This is a genomic window from Anaeroplasma sp. (assembly GCF_034179385.1).
Lineage (GTDB): Bacteria > Bacillota_I > Bacilli_A > Acholeplasmatales > Anaeroplasmataceae > Anaeroplasma.
In genome coordinates, this window is the sequence record NZ_JAXFPY010000097.1 from 1 (window position 1) to 20,504 (window position 20,504).

The 20,504-nt window shown below is 32.9% G+C and carries 19 protein-coding genes; 5 read left to right on the forward strand and 14 right to left on the reverse strand.

Going from position 1 to position 20,504, the window contains the following annotated elements:
• The 6 genes from SPJ17_RS06525 to SPJ17_RS06550 all read right to left on the reverse strand — a co-directional run.
• The coding region (locus SPJ17_RS06525) for a CotH kinase family protein (protein WP_321093834.1) at positions 1–1,154 on the reverse strand (1,154 nt) is incomplete at its 3' end.
• A gap of 176 nt (positions 1,155–1,330) precedes the next feature.
• Entirely contained in the window at positions 1,331–2,872 is a 1,542-nt protein-coding gene (locus SPJ17_RS06530) for an SPFH domain-containing protein (RefSeq protein ID WP_321093837.1), read from the reverse strand.
• A gap of 282 nt (positions 2,873–3,154) precedes the next feature.
• Complete coding sequence (locus tag SPJ17_RS06535) at positions 3,155–3,736, reverse strand: hypothetical protein (protein WP_321093840.1); 582 nt, start codon at positions 3,734–3,736, stop codon at positions 3,155–3,157.
• Between the two features lie 3 nt (positions 3,737–3,739).
• Positions 3,740–4,930, reverse strand: a complete 1,191-nt coding sequence (locus SPJ17_RS06540) for a pyridoxal phosphate-dependent aminotransferase (protein WP_321093842.1) — start codon at positions 4,928–4,930, stop codon at positions 3,740–3,742.
• A 43-nt stretch (positions 4,931–4,973) separates the two neighbouring features.
• Complete coding sequence (locus SPJ17_RS06545) at positions 4,974–6,038, reverse strand: alpha/beta fold hydrolase (protein ID WP_321093844.1); 1,065 nt, start codon at positions 6,036–6,038, stop codon at positions 4,974–4,976.
• A gap of 3 nt (positions 6,039–6,041) precedes the next feature.
• Positions 6,042–7,115 (reverse strand): glycosyltransferase family 2 protein, encoded by a 1,074-nt coding sequence (locus tag SPJ17_RS06550; protein ID WP_321093846.1) that lies wholly within the window; start codon positions 7,113–7,115, stop codon positions 6,042–6,044.
• Positions 7,116–7,401: 286 nt separating this feature from the next.
• Between SPJ17_RS06550 and SPJ17_RS06555 the strand changes: the two genes are divergently transcribed.
• The 3 genes from SPJ17_RS06555 (at position 7,402) to SPJ17_RS06565 (ending at position 9,598) form a co-directional block, all read left to right on the forward strand.
• Positions 7,402–7,701: a hypothetical protein gene (locus SPJ17_RS06555; protein WP_321093849.1), complete on the forward strand. Its 300-nt coding sequence runs from the start codon at positions 7,402–7,404 to the stop codon at positions 7,699–7,701.
• Between the two features lie 95 nt (positions 7,702–7,796).
• Positions 7,797–8,759, forward strand: coding sequence for an alpha/beta fold hydrolase (locus SPJ17_RS06560; protein ID WP_321093850.1), 963 nt, complete (start codon positions 7,797–7,799; stop codon positions 8,757–8,759).
• Positions 8,756–9,598, forward strand: coding sequence for a DUF3473 domain-containing protein (locus tag SPJ17_RS06565; protein ID WP_321093851.1), 843 nt, complete (start codon positions 8,756–8,758; stop codon positions 9,596–9,598). The genes SPJ17_RS06560 and SPJ17_RS06565 overlap by 4 nt, the downstream gene beginning before the upstream one ends.
• A gap of 10 nt (positions 9,599–9,608) precedes the next feature.
• Here the strand turns inward: SPJ17_RS06565 and SPJ17_RS06570 are convergent, their stop codons facing one another.
• From SPJ17_RS06570 to SPJ17_RS06595, 6 genes are all read right to left on the reverse strand, one after another.
• Positions 9,609–10,586, reverse strand: coding sequence for a diaminopimelate dehydrogenase (locus SPJ17_RS06570; RefSeq protein WP_321093854.1), 978 nt, complete (start codon positions 10,584–10,586; stop codon positions 9,609–9,611).
• Between the two features lie 94 nt (positions 10,587–10,680).
• The gene (locus tag SPJ17_RS06575; protein ID WP_321093856.1) at positions 10,681–11,076 is read right to left on the reverse strand and encodes a lecithin retinol acyltransferase family protein; all 396 of its coding nucleotides are present in this window, start codon (positions 11,074–11,076) and stop codon (positions 10,681–10,683) included.
• On the reverse strand, positions 11,076–12,368 hold the full coding sequence (locus SPJ17_RS06580; protein ID WP_321093859.1) for a lysophospholipid acyltransferase family protein: 1,293 nt from the start codon (positions 12,366–12,368) through the stop codon (positions 11,076–11,078). The genes SPJ17_RS06575 and SPJ17_RS06580 overlap by 1 nt, the downstream gene beginning before the upstream one ends.
• Positions 12,365–14,260 (reverse strand): AMP-binding protein, encoded by a 1,896-nt coding sequence (locus tag SPJ17_RS06585; protein ID WP_321093861.1) that lies wholly within the window; start codon positions 14,258–14,260, stop codon positions 12,365–12,367. The genes SPJ17_RS06580 and SPJ17_RS06585 overlap by 4 nt, the downstream gene beginning before the upstream one ends.
• Before the next feature lies 1 nt (position 14,261).
• Positions 14,262–14,822 carry a 4'-phosphopantetheinyl transferase superfamily protein gene (locus tag SPJ17_RS06590; protein ID WP_321093864.1) on the reverse strand — a complete coding sequence of 187 codons (561 nt, stop codon included), beginning with the start codon at positions 14,820–14,822 and terminating at the stop codon, positions 14,262–14,264.
• Between the two features lie 19 nt (positions 14,823–14,841).
• Positions 14,842–16,482, reverse strand: coding sequence for a DAK2 domain-containing protein (locus tag SPJ17_RS06595; RefSeq protein ID WP_321093867.1), 1,641 nt, complete (start codon positions 16,480–16,482; stop codon positions 14,842–14,844).
• Between the two features lie 149 nt (positions 16,483–16,631).
• On the opposite strand from SPJ17_RS06595, the gene SPJ17_RS06600 reads away from it, so the two are divergent.
• Positions 16,632–17,585 (forward strand): DegV family protein, encoded by a 954-nt coding sequence (locus SPJ17_RS06600; protein WP_321093868.1) that lies wholly within the window; start codon positions 16,632–16,634, stop codon positions 17,583–17,585.
• Between the two features lie 72 nt (positions 17,586–17,657).
• Positions 17,658–18,461 carry an MBL fold metallo-hydrolase gene (locus SPJ17_RS06605; protein ID WP_321093870.1) on the forward strand — a complete coding sequence of 268 codons (804 nt, stop codon included), beginning with the start codon at positions 17,658–17,660 and terminating at the stop codon, positions 18,459–18,461.
• A gap of 17 nt (positions 18,462–18,478) precedes the next feature.
• Here SPJ17_RS06605 and SPJ17_RS06610 read toward each other — a convergent pair whose 3' ends face one another.
• Positions 18,479–19,315, reverse strand: a complete 837-nt coding sequence (locus tag SPJ17_RS06610) for an alpha/beta hydrolase (RefSeq protein ID WP_321093872.1) — start codon at positions 19,313–19,315, stop codon at positions 18,479–18,481.
• Positions 19,316–19,498: 183 nt separating this feature from the next.
• Complete coding sequence (locus SPJ17_RS06615) at positions 19,499–20,467, reverse strand: hypothetical protein (RefSeq protein ID WP_321093874.1); 969 nt, start codon at positions 20,465–20,467, stop codon at positions 19,499–19,501.
• Between the last annotated feature and the right edge of the window lie 37 nt (positions 20,468–20,504).

Sequence of the window (20,504 nt, forward strand, 5' to 3'; positions counted from 1 at the left end):
TCCAATCTTCTAGCATATACCATAGTATTATTCATATCATTTCTAAAATCATCTGGGTTACCTAAAAGCCAGCTTACCGCCTCTGTTTTAGCAAAATATTCTACATCCAAATAATTGGATATATCCTTATAATTCCCCTCGCTTACAGCGGTACCACATTTTTTTAATAAAATGTCATCATAGATGGCATCCTTATTCGTTTTTCTATCATAATAAACATAATGGTCCTTTGTTTCTACACCTACGAAATCCCCAACCATTTTATCATAGGACAAATCCGCACTCCACATACATCTATACAGATCACCATATTTAGAACCAGGAACGCCAAAGCTTCCATTCTTTTCCTCATCCCAAGTGCCAAAATTGTATATTTTTTTATCGGTTAGGTGTCTTTTAATCATAGACTTTGAGGCAGGCTCATAAATGAAATATACGCCCATTTTATAATCTATATTTTGATCAATTTGCTTAATATTAAATATAGATAGTCCCATATATTGACTAATAAGACCAGAGGCTTGATACATATAGCTTGCGTAAATCTCTCTTAAATGAGTAGAATCAAAATTCTTATTCCATCTTAAATCAAGGCCAGATAAACCTAAAAATTCTCGGTTTTTTCTTTCATTATACTCGCGAGTTTTCCCGCTCCAATCCACTCTTTCATTTCCATATAGAGCATCATCAAATGTCTCATCAAAGGATAATTTAAAATGATTTAAGGAAGCTATTTTACCATCGTATAATATTGGACCTCTTGAGGTATTTCCCTTTTGACGAATGCCAACATCCAAAAACTCCCATGTGAATGTATGATCATAATTTTTTAATGTAATGGTTACCTTTTTACAGTGACGATAAATCTCAGGCTTATATTTCGTTTCTACAAAGGATTCATAATCCTTTTGAAGCTTATTTAATTCAGAATCCTCCATTTCAATCGAAATGGAAACCTGATTACCTAAATTAAATAAATCAGAATAGGTAACCTCATCTTTGGTATTTCTTTTGGGAACGTCAAAATTTGGTTTTTCAATTTCAATTTCTTTATAATCTAAATGAGCAAGCTCTATATCAATTTCTTTGCAGGAGGAAATAGATGTCAAAAAGAATATGAAAAATAGGACAATGAACATTTTTTTAATTCTCATGATAAAACCTCCATAGGTTTTTATTTTAACATATATTTCAGCAAAAAACAAGAAAGGCTGTAAACTCGCGTTTACAGCCCTCTATAATTTACTCTGCTTCAGCAATTTCTTTATACGAATCTCTAATAGAACAAGTGGATTCTTTTCTATTTTGGTGTTTGTAATGCTTATGTTCATTACTTAGTCTTAGCTTCTTTTGATGGTTCTGTCTCTTCTACTTTTGCTTGTGGCTTATGGATTAGCTTTCCACCTAAATAACCAGCAAGTAAAGACTTAATATCTAAGCCTGTAGCCTTTTCAAGACCTGCAAAAATTTGAGTACCATTACGAGTAATTTCTTCATTTAATTTCGCAGTATTGCCTTCACCATACATTGTAATAGAATCAATCTGGCTCATTGCAGCTGCCATTGGCTCACTGTATGCCTTAACGATTTCAGGTAATACGTTAGAATCTAAGATTAACTGTAATGTTGCTGCCTCACCATACTGCTTCATAGCTTCTGCCTTAGCTAAGATTGCATCCGCCTCAGCCTTACCCTTAGCCTCAATACCTGCAGCCTCATCTAATGCAGCCTGCTTCTTAGCCTCCGCTTCATACTTTAATGCCTCAGCAGCCTTCTGTCTTGCGATTCTTTCAGCCTCAGCTCTAATCTTTTGCATTTCAGCTTCCTGCTCAAGCTCATACTTCTTAGCCTCTGCAGCCTTCTGACGTGCGAATAGGTCAGCCTGTGCAGCCTGCTCCTTAGCATACTTTTCCGCATCTGCTTGCTTGTTGATTGTAGCCTGTAGCTTTCTTTCCTGTAATTCTACTTCCTTTTGTCCTAATTCAACCTCACGCTCACGCTTTGCGATATCCGCATTGATCTTAGCGATATTGATTTCCTGCTGTCTTTTTTGCTCCTCAATGGCATATGCAGCATCCGCAGTAGCCTTTGCAGTATCTGTCTTTTGCTTTAATTCAGACTGCTTTAAGCTTAATTCTGTATTCTGCTGAATAATCTTTTGATTCGCCTCAACACGAGAACGGTTCGCTGCTTCTTCAGCTAATGACTTAGCAATCGTAACATCTCTTTCAGCATTTGCCTTAGCAATAGCTGCATCCTTAGAAATCTGAGAAATATTATCGATACCTAGGTTTTCAATTACATGGTTGTCATCCGAGAAGGATTGAATGTTGAAATTAACAACCTCAATACCCATCTTAGCCATATCAGGAACAACATTTTCCTTAACAGAAGTTGCAACACCCTGACGATCTTGTACTAGCTTCTTGATATCAACAGTACCAATGATTTCACGCATATTACCTTGTAAAACCTGCTGAACCTGCTTGATTAATTCATCTTCCTTCATGTTTAAGATAGACTCAGCTGCTCTAGCTAATAATGCTGGATCCGATGAAATCTTAAGGTTTGCAACACCATCTACACGAATATTAATAAAGTTTGATGTAGGAATAGCCTCATCTGTCTTAATATCAACCTGGAAAACTCTTAAAGAAAGTTTATCTAATCTTTGAAAGAATGGTACTCTATATCCAGCCTTACCAATTAAGATTTTCTTCTTTCCAGCACCTGAAATGATGATTGCAGTGTCTGGTGCAGCCTTAACATAGCCGCATGCAAAAAATATGATTAATAAAATCACGAAAACGGATAGTCCGATTACAAGGCCTACAACTTCTCCTGTAGACAATAAAAACATTAATGCATTCATAAATTATACCCCTCCTTAAATGCAATTATTTTTGTAAAAATGAATTCCTCTTTCATGTCATATTTCCAAAAAAAAGACCTATGACACAGCTTGCATCATAAGTCTCAAAATTTCAATGTGCCCGGATAAATACTTATCGTTTTGACGAGTCAACATTCCAGATAAATCTGGTTTTTTACTCCCTTATTGATAAAGGTTTATTCATTTACAACATTATTATCGTACACAAAAATCAAGTTGTCAATAAAAATCGTACCAACACAGTACGATTTTATAACTCGGTTATTCAACGATAGAAAGAATGATTGCCTCATCCTTCAAAGAATCATATCCTATTTCACATTTTCCTCTTACATAGGAATGGCTTTGTAATATTTTTGGCACCCTAAAAAGTCCTATTCTTTTACTGTTTGTAAAAATAATGGGACTTTTAAAAATCCTCTCCTCATTACCAATTTTCATTTTTATAGCTTGAGAATGAAATGTATTCTTTAGCGCAGTTTGCCAAAGCTTATAATCATATTCGAATTCTCTTCTTTCAATAATAGAAAATCTAGGCTCTCTATAATACTTAATTTTCTTATATTCCTTAATCATTATGACGATAAGATATATATCTAAGGATACTAAGCCTAAGGATGTTGCGATACATACTACGATAAACGTATAAAAGAATGCACTTGCAAAATTCTTATTTTCAATTTCAAGAAATCCATTTTTAATCCACTCAAGGTGATATATAGATTCTAAAATGAAGAAATATAATAGTGCTAAGCCTATAATCGTTAGGATAAAATGAAATAAGCTTCTTTTAATTTTAAAGAACGCAAATTCTGTAATAGAATTTATATTTTTTATTTCCATATATTATCCTTTATAATCTAAAATTAGCTTTTTAAATGCAGGAAGAGACCTTTCAATCATTTTTGGATCCTGGCAATATGCAATTCTTACATAGCCCTTCATTCCAAAGGAATCGGATGGAACTAATAATAATTCAAATTTCTTTGCATGCTCTGCAAATTGATTTGCATCCTCCTCTAATGCCTTAACCCACAAATAGAATGCGCCATCCGGGAAGGCAATCTCATAGCCATATTCCGTTAATGCCTTATATAATACATCTCTATTCTTCTTATATACACTTAAATCGGATGTATATCCTAAAATAGATGGAATCATATATTGGAATAATGCAGGTGCACATACGAAGCCTAAGCTTCTACCCGCTCCAGCGATAGCCTTATAAACCGTTATGGCATCTTTCATCTTTTCTCCAACCAAAATATACCCAATTCTTTCGCCGGGTAAGGAAATCGATTTTGAGAAGGAATAGCATACAATCGTATTATTATAATATTTTGTTACATAAGGTACAACAGTGTCCTTATCATATACTAATTCTCTATAAGGCTCATCAGAAATTATAAAAATTTCATGCTTAAATTCTTCTTGCTTCTTGTTTAATAAATTAGCTAATCTTACAATCGTATCCTCTTTAAATACAACACCTGTAGGATTATTTGGGGAATTGATAATAATTCCCTTTGTTTTATTCGATATTGCCTTATCTAAAGCATCAAAATCAATTTGGAAATCCTTTGTATTACAAGGTACTACCTTAAGTACTCCGCCTGCCTTTTCACAGAATACTCTATATTCAGGGAAGAATGGAGCGAGTGCTATAATTTCTTCTCCTTCATTTAATATAGCGTTCATGGTAATCGTTAAGGAAGCTGCAGCACCACAGGTCATATAAATAAGCTCAGGCTTTTCCTTTACTCCATAGGTTTTATTGATGTAATCTGCAATAGCTCTTCTCACATTTAAATCACCTACACCAGAGGTATATCCATGTAAAGAGGTTGCCTCCTTTTCCTTTAATAGCTTGATTAATGTTTCATTAACAATCGATGGAGATGGAATGGATGGATTACCAATAGAATAATCAAATACATTTTCTTCTCCGACGATTTCCTTTCTTTTTTTACCATATTCAAATAATTCTCTTATTGCACTACCTGTATTACCAAGTAGGAAGCTTTTTTCATTAATCATTTTATCCCTCCAAAAACAATTTCGTCTATTCTACCACAAAAAATCATTTTTTATCTAAAGCGTTTAAAAACATCTGTAAAATTGGTAACATTATTTCCAAATTCGGACTAGAATATCTTTTATGATCAATCGTTTTATAGAATTCTCTTTTATCCTCATCCCTTAAGCTACCTTTATCATGCTCTAAGAGCTTGAGCATAGATTCTACCTCATGACGGTAAGCTATAGCATCTATAGATAACAAGATATCATTATGGTCCCCATGAAACCCTAAACCCTGGTAAAAGGTAACATTCGGATTTTTAATTTCGCTCTTTTTTGAAAATATACTTTGCTCATAATAATTGATAACCTTATCGCTAGTTCCATGAGCAATATAAACAGGTGCACTTGTTGCATTAATCCCCTTTATAGCATCATAATCTACGTAGTTTTTAAATAGATATCTTTGGTAAACTACAATATATGGCTTTGTCAAATAATGCATCTTACCTGCATATTCCTTAGCCTTATCATTAATAATCGTATGACCATCTACCATACTAGATACCGAAGCACAGGCTTTTATATCCTTATGTAAGGCAAGGCTTGCAAGGCATGCATATCCACCCCAGGAATGACCAAATAAAAATAGTGGTAATCCCTTAAAATTTAGATTTTCCTTCACAAATTTTATAGCTAAATCTAAATCCACAAGTGACTCACATGCACCTACTGTAGAATCTCCTTCAGATGAATAGGTTCCCTTGTAATCAAAGGAAAATACATTGAAGGAATGGTCATAGAAAAACTTTTGAATCGGAATATAATCATCTGCCCCACTATGAAGCCCATGGGCAGTAATCACAATACCTAATGGATTTTCACATTCATAATAATATCCTTGAAGCTTAATATTCTTATCATAAAAGGATATTTCCTTTCTTTTAAATTCATCATCCACTCTGCTATAGCAATAAAGACCAGGATATAAACTATAATCTGGTCTTTCATATCTTGAGAAGGCCTTATCATAAATATTCATAAAGAGTGCAATGGTAGGCCCTGCAGCAGGATCTGCAAATATACCAGCAGCTTGAATAAGCTTTTTTACTGTCTTCTCTGTCATATATTAGTCCTCAAATAATTTCGATTTCATGGAAAAGAAATAAACCCAAACTACAAGTAATATAAAAGGAACAAGTAACCCTAATCCAAAAGATAACCACCAAAATGGAATAAATAGGCGAAATGCATAGGATGTTCCAATGGTTAATCCTAAAACGACTATAGATCCTAATAGGTAATAAGCAACACTTCTTTTATTCTTAAATACATATGGGTTTCCATTTAAAATACCTAAGGCATTCATCAAATAATGGGCTAGTACTGCAAATATTCCACTTCCAACAAGGGCAATAATATAATTATAATCCTTCAACTGTTCATGATTTTTAAATTGGAAATATAAGAATATAAATCCTCCAATATAAAAGAGGATAGAGATAAATAAAGGTAATGTATATTTTAATATAACACTACAAATTCTAGAAAAATCTCTTACAGGTCTAAAATGAGATCCTGAATTATTATTAATATAAATCGTTTCTATAGCAATTTCATGAATCGGAATGGATCTTTGCTTAGCAAGGGATAGCATATCCATTTCATATTCATACCTATTTCCCTTAATTTGTAATAGGAAAGGAATTAAATCGCTACCAAAAGCCCTTAAGCCTGTTTGTGTATCATTTAACCTTATACCATTGCATAACTGAAGTAAGAATCTTGCACAATTATTGCCAAAGGCACTTCTTTTTGGGATATCTCCATCAAATTTTCTAGAGCCTAAAACTAATCCCTTATTATATTTCTTATAGAAATTATATACTCTATAAATATCCTCAGGCTTATGCTGTCCATCACTATCTGCAGTAACGATAATATAGGAATCCTTTAATTCTCTAATATAATTAAAGGCTGTTTTTAAGGCAGCACCCTTCCCCATATTTACCTCATGATTTAATAAAATGACATTATCCTTTTCTTCTACTTCCTTAAATAATTCTTCCTTATTCAAAGATCCATCATTGACAACAATCATTTTATGTCCATGAAAATATTCATTTAGCTTATCAATTAATTCAGGCAATAAATGATCGGGCTCATATGCCGGAATTACTATAATTAATTCTTTTGCTTCCATATCTTGTTCTCCATGTGTATATCCATTATAGCATAAGAAAAATTATTTTTCATTCCATGTCGTAATTTTCTAACAAATAAGGGAGGACATGAGCCCTCTATATTCTATTTATATATGCTTTAAAATTGAAATAAGAAAAATATAAATCGTTTTTCGAATTTACACCTTAAAAAGATTTTCAAAAATCATTTTTATTGTAAAAAGATAATTTTAGATTATAATATCCATAGGAGTAGAGATTTTTTAGTAAATTGATGTATTCAAATTCTTATAAAGGAGAAATTTTATGGAACAAACAGAAGTAAATGAAATTAAAGAACCTAGAGGACCTTGGAGAGCATTCGCAATTGTAGGATTTGTATCTGGAATTGTTGGACTTGTCCTAGCCTTCCTTCCTATTCTAGGATTATCTATTGGAATTGAAGGATTAGTTCTTTCTTGTTTAGGGCAAAAAAGTATTCTTCAAAGAAAGAAAGCAGATATTGGAGTTGGATTAAATATCGCCACAATAGCTATAGGAATTATTTCGATTATTGTATTCTATGCAATACTTCTACCATATATCATAAATCAAGCAACATATTAAGATATTCTATAAAGAAGCGTTAGAGCTTCTTTTTTCTTTGCAATGAGCGTAAAAGTATTGTAATATATATTTGTTTTGAGGAAGGAGAATTTCTGATGGAGCCTTGGTTAATCATATTAATAATATTTGTATCTATTCTACTTTTAACATTCTTTACATTTATATTACCCTTTTATATTATTGCAGTTAAGGTATATAAGAAGCAATTAGTTAGAAAAAATAAGGAAATGTGGGGAAGAGCCTGCTCTGCACCAGATAATGCTGAGCAAGTAGAAATGTATAGAATTGGTGAAGAATGGGGTATGGAAAATAAAGAATATATCCAGGAAGTTGAATTAGAAAGCTATGATGGATTGCATTTGGTTGGGCAATTCTTTGATTTTGGGCATAAGAAATGTGCAATTATCCATCAGGGTAGAACAGAATCCTTATTATATACCTATTATTTTGCAAAGCCATACCAGGATGCTGGATTTAATATTTTAGTTATCGATCCTAGAGCCCATGGACTTTCCGATGGTAAATATTCAACTTGCGGCATCAAGGAAGCTCGTGATCTATTAGATTGGACAAGATTCATCCATGATAAATTCCACCAAGAGGAAATTTATTACCATGGTATTTGCATTGGCTCTGCAACCTGCCTTTACGCCATTACAGATAAAAGCTGTCCGCCCTATGTTTTAGGATTAACGGCAGATGGTATGTTTAAAAGCTTTCATGCGACAATGAAAACGCATATGAAGGCTGAGGGGGCACCAATGTCCTCCTTCTTATCCTTCTTAGTTATGATTGCTATTTATTTCCATACAGGAGCGAATCAATTAAGAATTAAGCCAGAGGCTAGAATAAAGAAATTAAAAAAGCCAATTTTAATGATTCATTCTAAGGAGGATATCTTCTCCTTGCCAAAATATGCTACCTATCTATATGATTTATGTAAATCCGATAAGAAGCTTGTCTGGTTTGATAAGGGTGCTCATTCACATATAAGAATTAATAATCAAGAAAGATATGATGAGGAGATTAAGACCTTCCTAAAGGAAAGAAATCTATGAAATATGCATTTATGACAATGGATGTAGAATCCTTCTATGATATTGAATGCTTTAAAGGAAAAAAGATAGAATACAAAGAGGAATACTCAGAAGAGGAATCCATGAAGGGATATATTGATTTATTAGATAAATATAATATTAAGGGTACCTTCTTCACTCTATGCTCAAGCCTAAAGCTGGCAAAGCCTTATTTAATAAAGGCCATAGAAAATGGCCATGAGCTTGCCCTACATGGCTATGACCATGAATCTCCTCTTTCCATGAACGAAAAAACCTTTGAAGAAAATATTGTTAAATCAAAGAATATCCTAGAACAAGAATTCCATACAGAAATAAAGGGCTATAGAGCCCCATGCTTCGGCATTTTAGATTCTTATATTGAAGTATTAAAAAGAAATGGTTTTACCTATGATTCTTCTAGCTTAAATTTCCATTTAGCCATCAATTCTGGCAAGGTGGATTTAGAATCCTATGAACGATTAAATCGCTTATGCTTTAAAAAGGATAATTTCTTTGAAATTACCCCAAATCGAGTTCGTGCCTATAGCGGACATTTACCTGTTTCTGGTGGTGGCTATATAAGGCTTGTTCCTTGGTTTGTCATTAAATATTACATTAAAAAATGTATAAGACATACCGATTGCTATATGTTTTATGTTCATCCGTATGAGGTTTCTAAAAATAAAGTACCTAAGCTAAAGAATTTAAAATTTGTAGAATGGCTTTTCATAAGAATTGGAAGAAAAAGCTACTTGAGAAAGATTGAAAAGATTATTAAATATTTAAAGAAAAAAGGATTTGAATTCAAATCCTTGGGTGAGTATGCAAAAGAGGCCTAGTGGCCTCTTTTTATAATGTATGAGCTAATAAATCTTCATAGGATACTGTTTGAATATCCTTAGGTGCAACATCAAATACAGTTTTTGCGCCAACCTCTCCTCTTTTTGCCATGCGGTAAACAGCTCTTGCGTAGGCAATGAGAACAGAACCTGTAAATTCAGGGTTTGAATCCAGTTTTAGGGAATATTCAATAACATGATTTACACCATTTGAGGTTTCACCGCTACGAATAACAAATCCTCCATGAGGAATACCATTATGGTTTTTCTTTAATTCCTCTTGGGAAATGAAATGAACCGTTGTGTCATAATCACTAAAGTAATTCGGCATTTCCTTAATTTCACGCTCAATTCTTTCGTATTCCTTAGGGTCTTCCGCTACGACAAAGCATTCTCTTTTGTGCTTTTCTCTTGTTGTAAGAACTGGGTTCTTACCACTTCTTACTGCCTCAAGTGCCTCTTCAACTGGAATTGTATATTGTCTTGCATCGATAACGCCCTCAATTCTTCTAATCGCATCCGAATGTCCCTGGCTTACGCCCTTACCCCAGAAGGTATAATCCTTACCGTCGGGTAGGATTGCATTCATAATTGCACGATTTAGGGAGAACATACCTGGATCCCATCCGCAAGAAATAAATCCAACATGACCACTCTTTAAGGCAGCCTCATTTACATTTTTAAAATGAGCTGGAATATTTGCATGTGTATCAAAGGAATCAATTACATTGAAGTTTTCTACGAGCATAGGTGTCATCTTAGGTAAGTCCGTTGCAGAACCACCAGCAAGAACTAAAACATCAATTTTATCCTTATATTTTAATATATCACTAGATGCTACTACCTCTGCACCTTCTGTTGCAATTACTAAATCCTTAGGGTTTCTTCTTGTAAATACTGCTACGAGCTCCATATCGCTATTCTTTTTAATTGCAGCCTCTGCACCCTTTCCAAGGTTACCATAACCATAAATACCAATTCGAATCATAATCCTTCCTCCTCTTATATGTATAAATTTTACCACGCATTTTTTGTTGGGTAAATATTTAATTTTATGAAATTTTATTCAAAAAAACGGAGAATCAACGCCGATTCTCCGAATATTGTTTAGCCTCTAAACTTTCGTGTTTGTTAAAAACACATTCATTTACAAAATGCTCACAATTATTATTTAATATATTATATTTCTTTTCGCCAATTCTTGCCTTGGCTTTTTCTATAATTTTTTCTTTGCTGTTTTTCTTAAGCTTTTCTATAATGCTATATTCTCTAACCTCAATATATTTATTCCCAATAAAATCCTTTATTGTGCCTACTTGAATAGATACCTCGCTGCTATTTTTAAAAATATCAGAAGCTAATCCATATTGAATAATACAGGAATCAGAAACATAAATACCATAATGATGCATATTATTTCCAATAGATACCCTTATGATATCTCCCTCTATTGGGCATCTTAAGCTCCATTTTGCCATTATTTCTTCTCCTCTAATCCAATTGCTTCAAGCTTTCTAATTTCCTTATATAGAATTTCAGATATTGTATTTAAATCATTCTTATTTAATTTATCCTTAGTCCTTATAGCCTCAACATCGATCTTTTCTCCAAGCCATACAGGACATCTTCCTAGCTTAGAGGTTCTTGGGCCTAAATAAAGTGGATAAATCGGTACATGGGCTTCCATTGCCATTAAGGCAGCGCCTCCCTTGAATTCATCAACCTGGCCATATTGATCGATATGTCCTGATGGGAATACGACAATTAAATTACCACTTCTAACGATATCTAAGCATTTTTCAATAGCTTCCATGTCATTAATTCTTCTATCCACCCTTACACAGCCTAATTGATTTAATAGCCAAGCCCTATGTGGGTGTCCATCAAAGACCACCTCAGCAGTTAATATATATATTCTTCTTCGCCAGAATACATTTAATAAAACTAACGGATCCATAAAGCTTGAGTGGTTTGCAACAATAACGCCTCCACCCTTAATCTTTAAATTCTTTTTATGCTTACCCTTGTTATAGACCTTCGTTTTAAAATGAATGTTCATGGTGAATGCTAATAATCTACCTAAATCCTTAATAAGGTATTTAAATTGAAAGCCATGAGCATATTTATCCTTAGCTATACCTAATTTGCAAATTTTTTCTAGGCTTCTAATTTTAGATCGAATCATTTGATTTAGGCTTTCAATATCTTCCTTTGTAGGGTTTTCTTTATTACAATAATCTCTTAAATAAATTGCCTTACCAATAACGACATGACACCTATTTTTAAATTTATATTTTCCATCCGTATAAATAGGTATAATTGGTGCACCACTCTTAAGTGCAATTAAAATATAGGAAGGATGAAAGGGATAGGTCTTATCACTTACCTCAACTCTACCCTCTGGATAGATAATGAGCAATTTCTTTTTTTCAAGCAATTCTAAGGATTTATTCATAAATCCAAAATCATAATTTTTACGATCTACTCTTATACCACCTACAATATTGGTTAAATGAGCTAAAAACTTACCATGATTATAAACAAGCTCACTCATCAAGCAATAAAGCTTGTGAAATGGAAATATAAACATAGACATAGGAAAATCCATAAGTCCCTTATGGTTTGAAATAATAAGAGCACCACCTTTGATTCTTCTTGATGTTGTCTTTTTATCCTCATAATATACTCTTTTCCTAAAATAAATCCACTGTATAGGCCATAAGGTGATTTTGCCTATCCAAAAGAAAATCCAAACGAGAAATCTTTTCATAGGCTAAGTAACCTCTCTACTTCTAAAGCTAAATCTAAAGGGGTATGGTAATTCTTTTCATTTTCAAAGGTAATATTAATATTAAACTTTTGATTCAACAAGGAAATAAGCGAAAAATAATCCAAAGATGATCCACCTAAGTCAAAGAAGAAATTTGAATCCTTAGATACAGTATCTACCATTAGAACTTCTTTAAAGGATTTTATAATAAAATCTAGGATTTCTTGATTTACGATAACATTCGGATTCTTCTTTTGAATTTCATCTATTTTAACTAAGGTAACCTTCTTATTTTCGAATTGCTTTAGCAAATATTGTCTAGACACCTTAATTGCAGTTTCTGCTTGAATTGGATCATATGTAAAATAAATCTTAGATACTCTTAAGGAAGAATCAAGCTTATTATTGCATTCACATGCATCATTATAAATCTCTACTATAGTATCCTTAGATAAATATTTAGATATTTCAATAACTAAGGTTAATTGATTTTCAATATTTAAAACAGAATAACGATTTGCCTTAGGTAAATGGAATAAAAGCTCAATTTGATCTGGGTTTATATTTTCTCCATTTGGTCCAATAAATAAATCGTCACCTCTACCTAATATGTAATAGCGATTATCCTTATCCTTCTTTACAATATCTTCTGTGGAATATTGATCATTCGTATATACATATTCCCCATTAATCTTCATTTTATGAGAAATACTTGTCCCCTTTACATAAAGCTTATTCTCCTTAATTTCATATTGAATAGATTCAAATGGCTTTCCAATGGAATTCTTTAGTCTATCCTTAATAGAACCAAGCTCAACAGAGGTAATTCCTATTTCGCTCATTCCATAGCCATTATATAAAGGATATCCAAGACCATTGATTAATCTTAAGGTATCCTCTTTGATATAGGATCCACCAGAAATACAGAATAATACCGATTTACCAAACAGGGAATCCGTTACCTCGTGCATAATTTTTTTAGATTTTTTAATACCATAATTAGGGAAAGCTTTTTGAAGGGCTATACATAGCTTTAAGCCCTTATTAAATTTCTTTTCCTTATTCTTTTCCTTTACGCCCTTAAGGATTTCCTTTTCAATGGTATTCCAAAATAAAGGCACAGCAAAGAGGTGAGTAACCTCATGTTTTTTTATTGTATAAAGAATAGCATCCTTAGAATAATCCTTTAAAAATACCATAGTCCTTCCAAAGAAGGAAAACCACATGTAGGTAGCCATAAAGCCAAAAATATGGTATAGAGGTAGGAAGACTAATTGCTTAAGTCTACCCTTATAATGCTTTTTAATCTGCTTATTCTCCTCTAATATTTTCTTACAATTTAAGATTTGTGAGGATATTTCTAAGCCATTATAGAATATAATTTTTTCCTTTAAGGTTGTTGCACTTGTAGATAGTGCCATTTCATCTTGAAAGGTTGGTGTAAAATCCTTTGCCTCTTCCTTTAATTCTAAATAGGAAATCCCTTTTGCATCATAGCCTTTACTATCGAATTCGATAACATATTCAACACTTAAGCTTTTCAGTAAATGATTGACAAGCTCCTTTGGGTGTCTTAAATTCACCAAATAGGGCTTGTTGCCTGAGGCAAGAATTGCCCAGAAGGATAAAACCCATTCTATGCTTGATTCCATCGCAATACCAACGTATTGATTCTTCAAATCTGGATATTTTTGATTTATGGAATAGGCCAAATCAAATATTTTTTTCTTAGCCTCAAGATAGGTTATAGAATTGATTTTATACCCATCGTTCCATTCACCTAAAATATAATCATCGGTAGAAAACATTACATTAAAAATATCTAAAAACGTCTTCTTAGAATTCATAAGGGCTAAGCATCTTGTCTTTACGACCTTGTTGATATTTTCCATTTTAGCTAATCTCTCTTTCGTTATAATACATCAATACATTTTCTTTAGGATAAACAGATACTACTGCCCCTTTAATATTAAAGGAAAAGCCATCTACCGTAGTCATTAAAACAGAATTGGTAAGACCTATTCCCAAAAATTTTCCATAGGCTTCCTTTTGTGTCCATTTTTCTGTTAAATACCCATTTTTATCGAGCTTTCGATCAAAGATATCATATTCCTCATCGGTTAAAATTTTAAAAGCTAAATTGAGCTTCTCATCCATCACGATTTCCTCAACATCAACACCAACAGAGGCCTTTCGAATCGCAAGGGCAATATAATCCTTTGAATGGGATATAGAAAAGGAAATATGTGGGTGTACACCCTTCCCCTTTTTATCAAAGGTAATTAATGTAGGATCATATCCAAATTCTTTTAATTTCTCAGTTAATAAATAATAGCTATATCTAGATAGTGCCTTTGCATTCTTATGTGTATAAATATTTGAATGACTATCTAAATTCAGAGGTAATTCTACTTCTTTTACTGAACCTGTTGTATAAATGTATACAGTTATCATATAGTTCCCCTTTTATACTTTAACTAATACCAATTAATACACCATAGGTATCCTGATCTCCATCAATTCTACCCACCTGGGCATTCGGATAATTTTCTTCTAATACACTAACAATATCATCTGCCTCATCATCATCTAAATTCTTTCCTTTAAATAAGATGATGATTTCCTTATCCCGGATATCTGAAATTAGCTTTAGTCCTTCTTCTACAGCAAGCTTCTTTTCCTTTGAGGTATAGATGATATTTCCATCTAAAACAGAAATAAATTCTCCTCTTTGAATCTTTATTCCATTATAGCTAGAATCCTTTACGGCCATAGTGACGCCAAAGGTATGTACACTTTTAATGCCACTAATCATATTCTCTAATTGTTGATTGGTATCGATATTCTCATCTACTGTATCCATTAAGGAAAGTGCGAAATAGCCTTCTACTAAGGAATTCGTATGTAAGATATGAATATGATCCTTATCCTTAATATTTTTCGCTTGCTCCGCAGCTAGATGAATGTTTTTATTATTTGGTAAAACAATAATTTCATCTGCATCAATGATATCAAAGGCATTTAGGAATTCTTCTGCAGAAGTATTCATAGTCTTTCCACCATCTAAGATGACATCACAGCCAAAATCCTTATATAATTCCTTAAAGCCTTCCCCTTGAGCTACAATAACATAGGCAATATGCTTATGTGGAAGCTTTTCCTTTGCCTCCTTTATAACCTCATTATGCTCTATGGACATGTTATCCATTTTTAGGGAAACAAATTCACCGTAGTTTTGAGCATAATTTAATATATCTCCAGGCTTCATTGTATGCACATGTACCTTAACAATAGATTCATCCTTCAAAGCTACAATGGATTCTCCATGCTCCTTCAAGAAGGAAATAAAGGAATCTAAATCAAAAGAATCTATATCGCATTTGGTTTTCTGAAGCTGTAAGATAAATTCTAAAGAGTAGCCATATTCTAAAATAGAATTCTCATCGAATAGGGGACGATTTTCCTTCTTTTTATCACTTACGGATAAAACATGAGGAACCTCCTTGCCTAAAAGAATAGCATTCATACCCTCATATATAGCAATTAAGCCTGCACCACCAGAATCAAGTACTCCTGCTTCCTTTAATACAGGAAGCATTTCAGGTGTTTCCTCTAATACGTCCTTCATAGATGCTATATATAATTCAAACAATTCCTCGAAGGAGGTAGAATTTGTAATTCTATCCTTAATATTTTCAATACCTAATCTAGAAACCGTAAGTATCGTACCCTCTGTAGGATTTACAACTGCATTATAGGCAGTAGTATATGCTTCAATTAAGGCATCCTTATAATCGATAGCACTAATCGCATCAAAATTCTTTAAATGCTTTGAAATTCCTTTGAATAATTGGGATAGAATAACCCCAGAATTTCCTCTTGCCCCTAAAAGCATTCCTCTAGCAAGCGTCTTAGAGAATGCGCCAATATTCTCTTCTAAATAAGAATCATTTACACCATGCTCTAGGGTAAGCTTCATATTGGTACCTGTATCCCCGTCGGGTACAGGGAATACGTTTAAACTATTTACTTTCTTTTCAACCGCAAGAATTGCATCAAGTCCACCCTTGCACATATTACGGAATAAAATTCCATCTAATTTCATTGTCCTCATAATCAACCTCTATTAGACATACTCTAACATTTTAAATTATACTAAAAAGAGAGTCCTTTGTAAACAAAGGACAAACATATCTCATTTACAAAGGATTTGATTTTTGATACAATAAGTAAGGATTTCAAGACAAAGGAGATATTAGAATTATGAGTTTTGTAATTTTATCTGATTCCGCTTGTGACTTAACAAAGGAATTAAGAGAAAGATTTAATATTGAATATGTCATGGGACATATGACATTACCTGATGGTACAGAAAGACGTACTACACTTGAATGGGATTTCACAACCCCTGAGCAATTCTATAAGGATGTTAAGGAAAAAAAGAATTTTAACCCTGAGACGAAGCAATCCTTATACACCACCGCTCCTGCTTCTATTGATGAATTCAAAGAGGAATATAAAAAATACCTAGATCAGGGAAATGACTTATTAGTTATTACGATTTCTACAGGATTATCTGCAACCTATAATTTCGCACTTAAGGCTAAAGAGGAATTACAGGCAGAATATCCAGATAGAAAGATTATCGTCATTGATTCTCTTCGTTATTCTACTGGCTTAGGCTTACTCGTTGTAAGAGCTGCAATGAAGCGTCAAGAGGGATTGGATATTGATCGTGTTGCTAAATGGGTTGAAGAAAATAAATCAAGATGCCACCAGATGGGCTTCTTAGACGATTTATCCTTCGTTGCAATGAAGGGTAGAATCTCTAAGCCAAAGGCTTTCATGGGCCAAATGATTGGAATTAAGCCTATGGCTGAATTCTCTTATGAAGGATTACCTAGTGTTTTAGCTAAGACTAAGGGTGATCAAGCATTCTTCGATGCTTGTATCAAATACATAGAAAAGACCATTCTAGATCCAAAGGATCAAATTATCTTCATTGCTCAAACTGCAAGAGAAAAGCAGGCTTTAGAATTAAAGAAGAGAATTGAAGAGAAATTCGCTCCAAAGGAGGTTATCGTTAATACGGTTCATCCACAAAACGGAATTAACATTGGACCTGGTCTTTGTGCAGCATATTATTTCGGTACAGAAATCTCAAAAGATTTATCTATCGAAAAGGAATACTTAACACAAATATTAAATTCAAAGTAAAAAATGGCGCTGCCATTTTTTCTTTTTCTATTTATCGTTTTGTATTATAATAAAGAAAAAAGGAGGCAAATTATGAAAAAAATATTCTCATTTTTACTTCTTCTTCCTCTATTTCTTTTATCCTCATGCAAGGGTGAATGTGATTTTAAAATTACATTTTTCAATGTAGGTAATGCAGATGCCATATTAATTCAGGATAAAAACACCAATATCATCATTGATACAGGTACAGAAGAATCGAGTGATTATTTTTTAGATGGATTAAAAAAATTAAATATAAAAACAATAGATTATTTAATACTTTCCCATTTTGATCAGGACCATGTCGGTGGGGCTTTTAAATTATTAACCACCTATGATGTTAAGCAAATATACCAAACCTATTTCGTAAAAACATCTAAAGAAATCAGAGCCTATCAAGATGCATTAAAGGAAAAGAATATTACTCCTCTTCTGGTAAGGGAAAATCTAAGCTTTAATGTAAATGATACAACCTATACCATTTACCCTCCATTATTAACAAGCTATGATAATAGCCCAAGTAATAATTCATCCCTTTGTGTAAGGGCTGTATATAAAAATACATCCTATCTATTCCCAGGGGATGCAGAAAAACATAGAATTAAGGAATTAAATAAATTAGACCTAAAATCCGATTTATTAAAGATGCCTCACCACGGTGGAGTTGAGGATAATTCCGATAAATTTATTTCTAAGATTTCACCTAAATATGCCATCATCACCGATACAGAAAATGAACCTGTAGATGAAATTGTTTTAAGCTATTTAGATAAAATAAATGCGAGTGTTTATCATACCTATAAGGGAGATATTCATGTAGAAAGCGATGGAAATTCCATCTATATAACGCAATAAAAGGCCAAAAGGCCTTTTTATTTTACATATTCACTTAAGAATGCATCTAATTTCTTCATAATTTCATCATATCCAACATAAATGGATACCGCATGAGATGCATCAATTGTGACTTGTTCTTTCTTAGCGCCACAGGCATTATAATTTTCATTACCCATAGATAATGGAACCAGTACATCATTCTTTCCGTGAATGAAAAATGATGGAGTATGACAATTCCTTAATGCATTTTTGGCTTTCGATTTTTCTAAAGTAAATCCATGAATTTTAGCATATAAAGACATAAAGACCATAGTAAGTCTAGGTTTTATTCTAAGTTTTCTTTGAATCGAATAATAAACCTCTTCATAAGCACCTGTAAATCCACAATCTAGGATTAAAGCTTTTACATTGATAGGTAGCTTATCTGATACCATTTCTATAGTAGCACAACCCATAGATACACCCCAAAGAACTATATCCTCTGGACTATATTCCTTATTTAAGAAATCTAACCATAGAATAGCATCCTCACTTTCCTTTACACCGAAGGTAATATATTTCCCCTCACTATTCCCATGAGCTCTTTCTGTAATTAATAATAGATTATAGCCATCCTTCAAAAACTTTAAGCCTGGTGTATTAACATTATTGAGTGGATCTGCATGATATCCATGGAAGAAAACTAAAGTTTTCTTTGAATCTTTATTTTTATAATACCTTCCATATAGCTTTAGGCCATCTAAAGATGTGATAGAAACCTTATAATATGGGATCATAGAAAATATGTTCATATTTTTAATGACCATATTCATAAATGGCTTATAGTGTGTTTTGGATAAATCGATATCCGTAAGTAACACTTCCTTCTTCATACGTTTAAACATAATTTTAAACAAGAAATGCATGGATATCCAATATGAAATTATGAAGAATAAAATGAGTCCGGATAGGACAATCACTACAATTTGCCATTCTTGCATTATAAGATACCTTCTTTAAAAAACTATTTTAATTATACTACAGTAAGGTCAAAAGAAAAACCCTTAAAGGGTTTTTTAAATATCTTTATTTCTATATCCAAGTAAATGTCTAACCATTTTATAGGCAGCCTTTTTCATAGCTAATACCTCATCAAAATCTGAAGCATAGGCTGTAAAATCATTACCATCTACACTGCAAATACCGATATATCCTTTTTCTGAATCTGCTGCCGAAGTGTAAGAAATTTCTCCAATAGCGCCTTCCTTAAACTGGCTATCTAGATAATTTACTGCTTCATCTGGTGTCATGTTTAATTCACCAATAATATAGCCTTCCTCATCTCTTTCTATAATATATCCACCATCAATAAGCATTTGGTATACCTGTTTAGCTGCATCAAACTTCGCTAATGTTTTACTCTTACCAACTCCAGTTACAATTGTAGGTCCAAATTTAACCTTGCAAACTGGCTTATTATCCTCCATTTGGAATCGATATACAGGGAAGGATTTATTATTTTCCACACACCAATTATATATTTTAGCAACATAATGAGCATCAATATCCTCGAATCCATATTCTAAATAGAAATCACAATCTAATAAAAAGCTTACAAACGGAGTGATTACCTGTAAATCCCAACCAGAATCAATGGTTACAGCACCAACTAGGGATTCAAATAATCTTCTTGTCATATCATCATATACATCCTCCTCAGGAATGTATAGGAATTCTTCTAAGCCTAGAATTTGAATATTTCTAGCATATACATCTCTAGTATATAAATTATTTAAAATATAATTTACGCTATCCTTATCCGTAATAAGGCCATAGCCTTCATCCTTTAACTCTCCAAATCGGTTTAAAACAATATGGGTTAGGGCAAAATTAATAGCTCTTTTACCTGGAATTCTAAAAACCTCAGAGGAATAAACCTCATTATCTGGTTCTGGTTCAACTAAAAATGCTTCCTCTAAAAGCTTTTTGTTTTTAAATTCATATTGGATAATACTCTCAATCTTTTTTATCTCTTGTGGATTCATACTTCCCGCCTCCCAAATTTTATAATTATCCCTTAGG

Bases quoted from the DNA above. Each gene is read 5' to 3' on its own strand.
- SPJ17_RS06595 (WP_321093867.1), bottom strand. From the start codon at position 16,482: ATGAGGACAATGAAATTAGATGGAATTTTATTCCGTAATATGTGCAAG.
- SPJ17_RS06615 (WP_321093874.1), bottom strand. From the start codon at position 20,467: ATGAATCCACAAGAGATAAAAAAGATTGAGAGTATTATCCAATATGAA.
- SPJ17_RS06530 (WP_321093837.1), bottom strand. From the start codon at position 2,872: ATGAATGCATTAATGTTTTTATTGTCTACAGGAGAAGTTGTAGGCCTT.
- SPJ17_RS06610 (WP_321093872.1), bottom strand. From the start codon at position 19,315: ATGAAGAAGGAAGTGTTACTTACGGATATCGATTTATCCAAAACACAC.
- SPJ17_RS06545 (WP_321093844.1), bottom strand. From the start codon at position 6,038: ATGACAGAGAAGACAGTAAAAAAGCTTATTCAAGCTGCTGGTATATTT.
- SPJ17_RS06555 (WP_321093849.1), top strand. From the start codon at position 7,402: ATGGAACAAACAGAAGTAAATGAAATTAAAGAACCTAGAGGACCTTGG.
- SPJ17_RS06540 (WP_321093842.1), bottom strand. From the start codon at position 4,930: ATGATTAATGAAAAAAGCTTCCTACTTGGTAATACAGGTAGTGCAATA.
- SPJ17_RS06585 (WP_321093861.1), bottom strand. From the start codon at position 14,260: ATGGAAAATATCAACAAGGTCGTAAAGACAAGATGCTTAGCCCTTATG.
- SPJ17_RS06605 (WP_321093870.1), top strand. From the start codon at position 17,658: ATGAAAAAAATATTCTCATTTTTACTTCTTCTTCCTCTATTTCTTTTA.
- SPJ17_RS06550 (WP_321093846.1), bottom strand. From the start codon at position 7,115: ATGGAAGCAAAAGAATTAATTATAGTAATTCCGGCATATGAGCCCGAT.
- SPJ17_RS06565 (WP_321093851.1), top strand. From the start codon at position 8,756: ATGAAATATGCATTTATGACAATGGATGTAGAATCCTTCTATGATATT.
- SPJ17_RS06580 (WP_321093859.1), bottom strand. From the start codon at position 12,368: ATGAAAAGATTTCTCGTTTGGATTTTCTTTTGGATAGGCAAAATCACC.
- SPJ17_RS06535 (WP_321093840.1), bottom strand. From the start codon at position 3,736: ATGGAAATAAAAAATATAAATTCTATTACAGAATTTGCGTTCTTTAAA.
- SPJ17_RS06575 (WP_321093856.1), bottom strand. From the start codon at position 11,076: ATGGCAAAATGGAGCTTAAGATGCCCAATAGAGGGAGATATCATAAGG.
- SPJ17_RS06570 (WP_321093854.1), bottom strand. From the start codon at position 10,586: ATGATTCGAATTGGTATTTATGGTTATGGTAACCTTGGAAAGGGTGCA.
- SPJ17_RS06590 (WP_321093864.1), bottom strand. From the start codon at position 14,822: ATGATAACTGTATACATTTATACAACAGGTTCAGTAAAAGAAGTAGAA.
- SPJ17_RS06560 (WP_321093850.1), top strand. From the start codon at position 7,797: ATGGAGCCTTGGTTAATCATATTAATAATATTTGTATCTATTCTACTT.
- SPJ17_RS06600 (WP_321093868.1), top strand. From the start codon at position 16,632: ATGAGTTTTGTAATTTTATCTGATTCCGCTTGTGACTTAACAAAGGAA.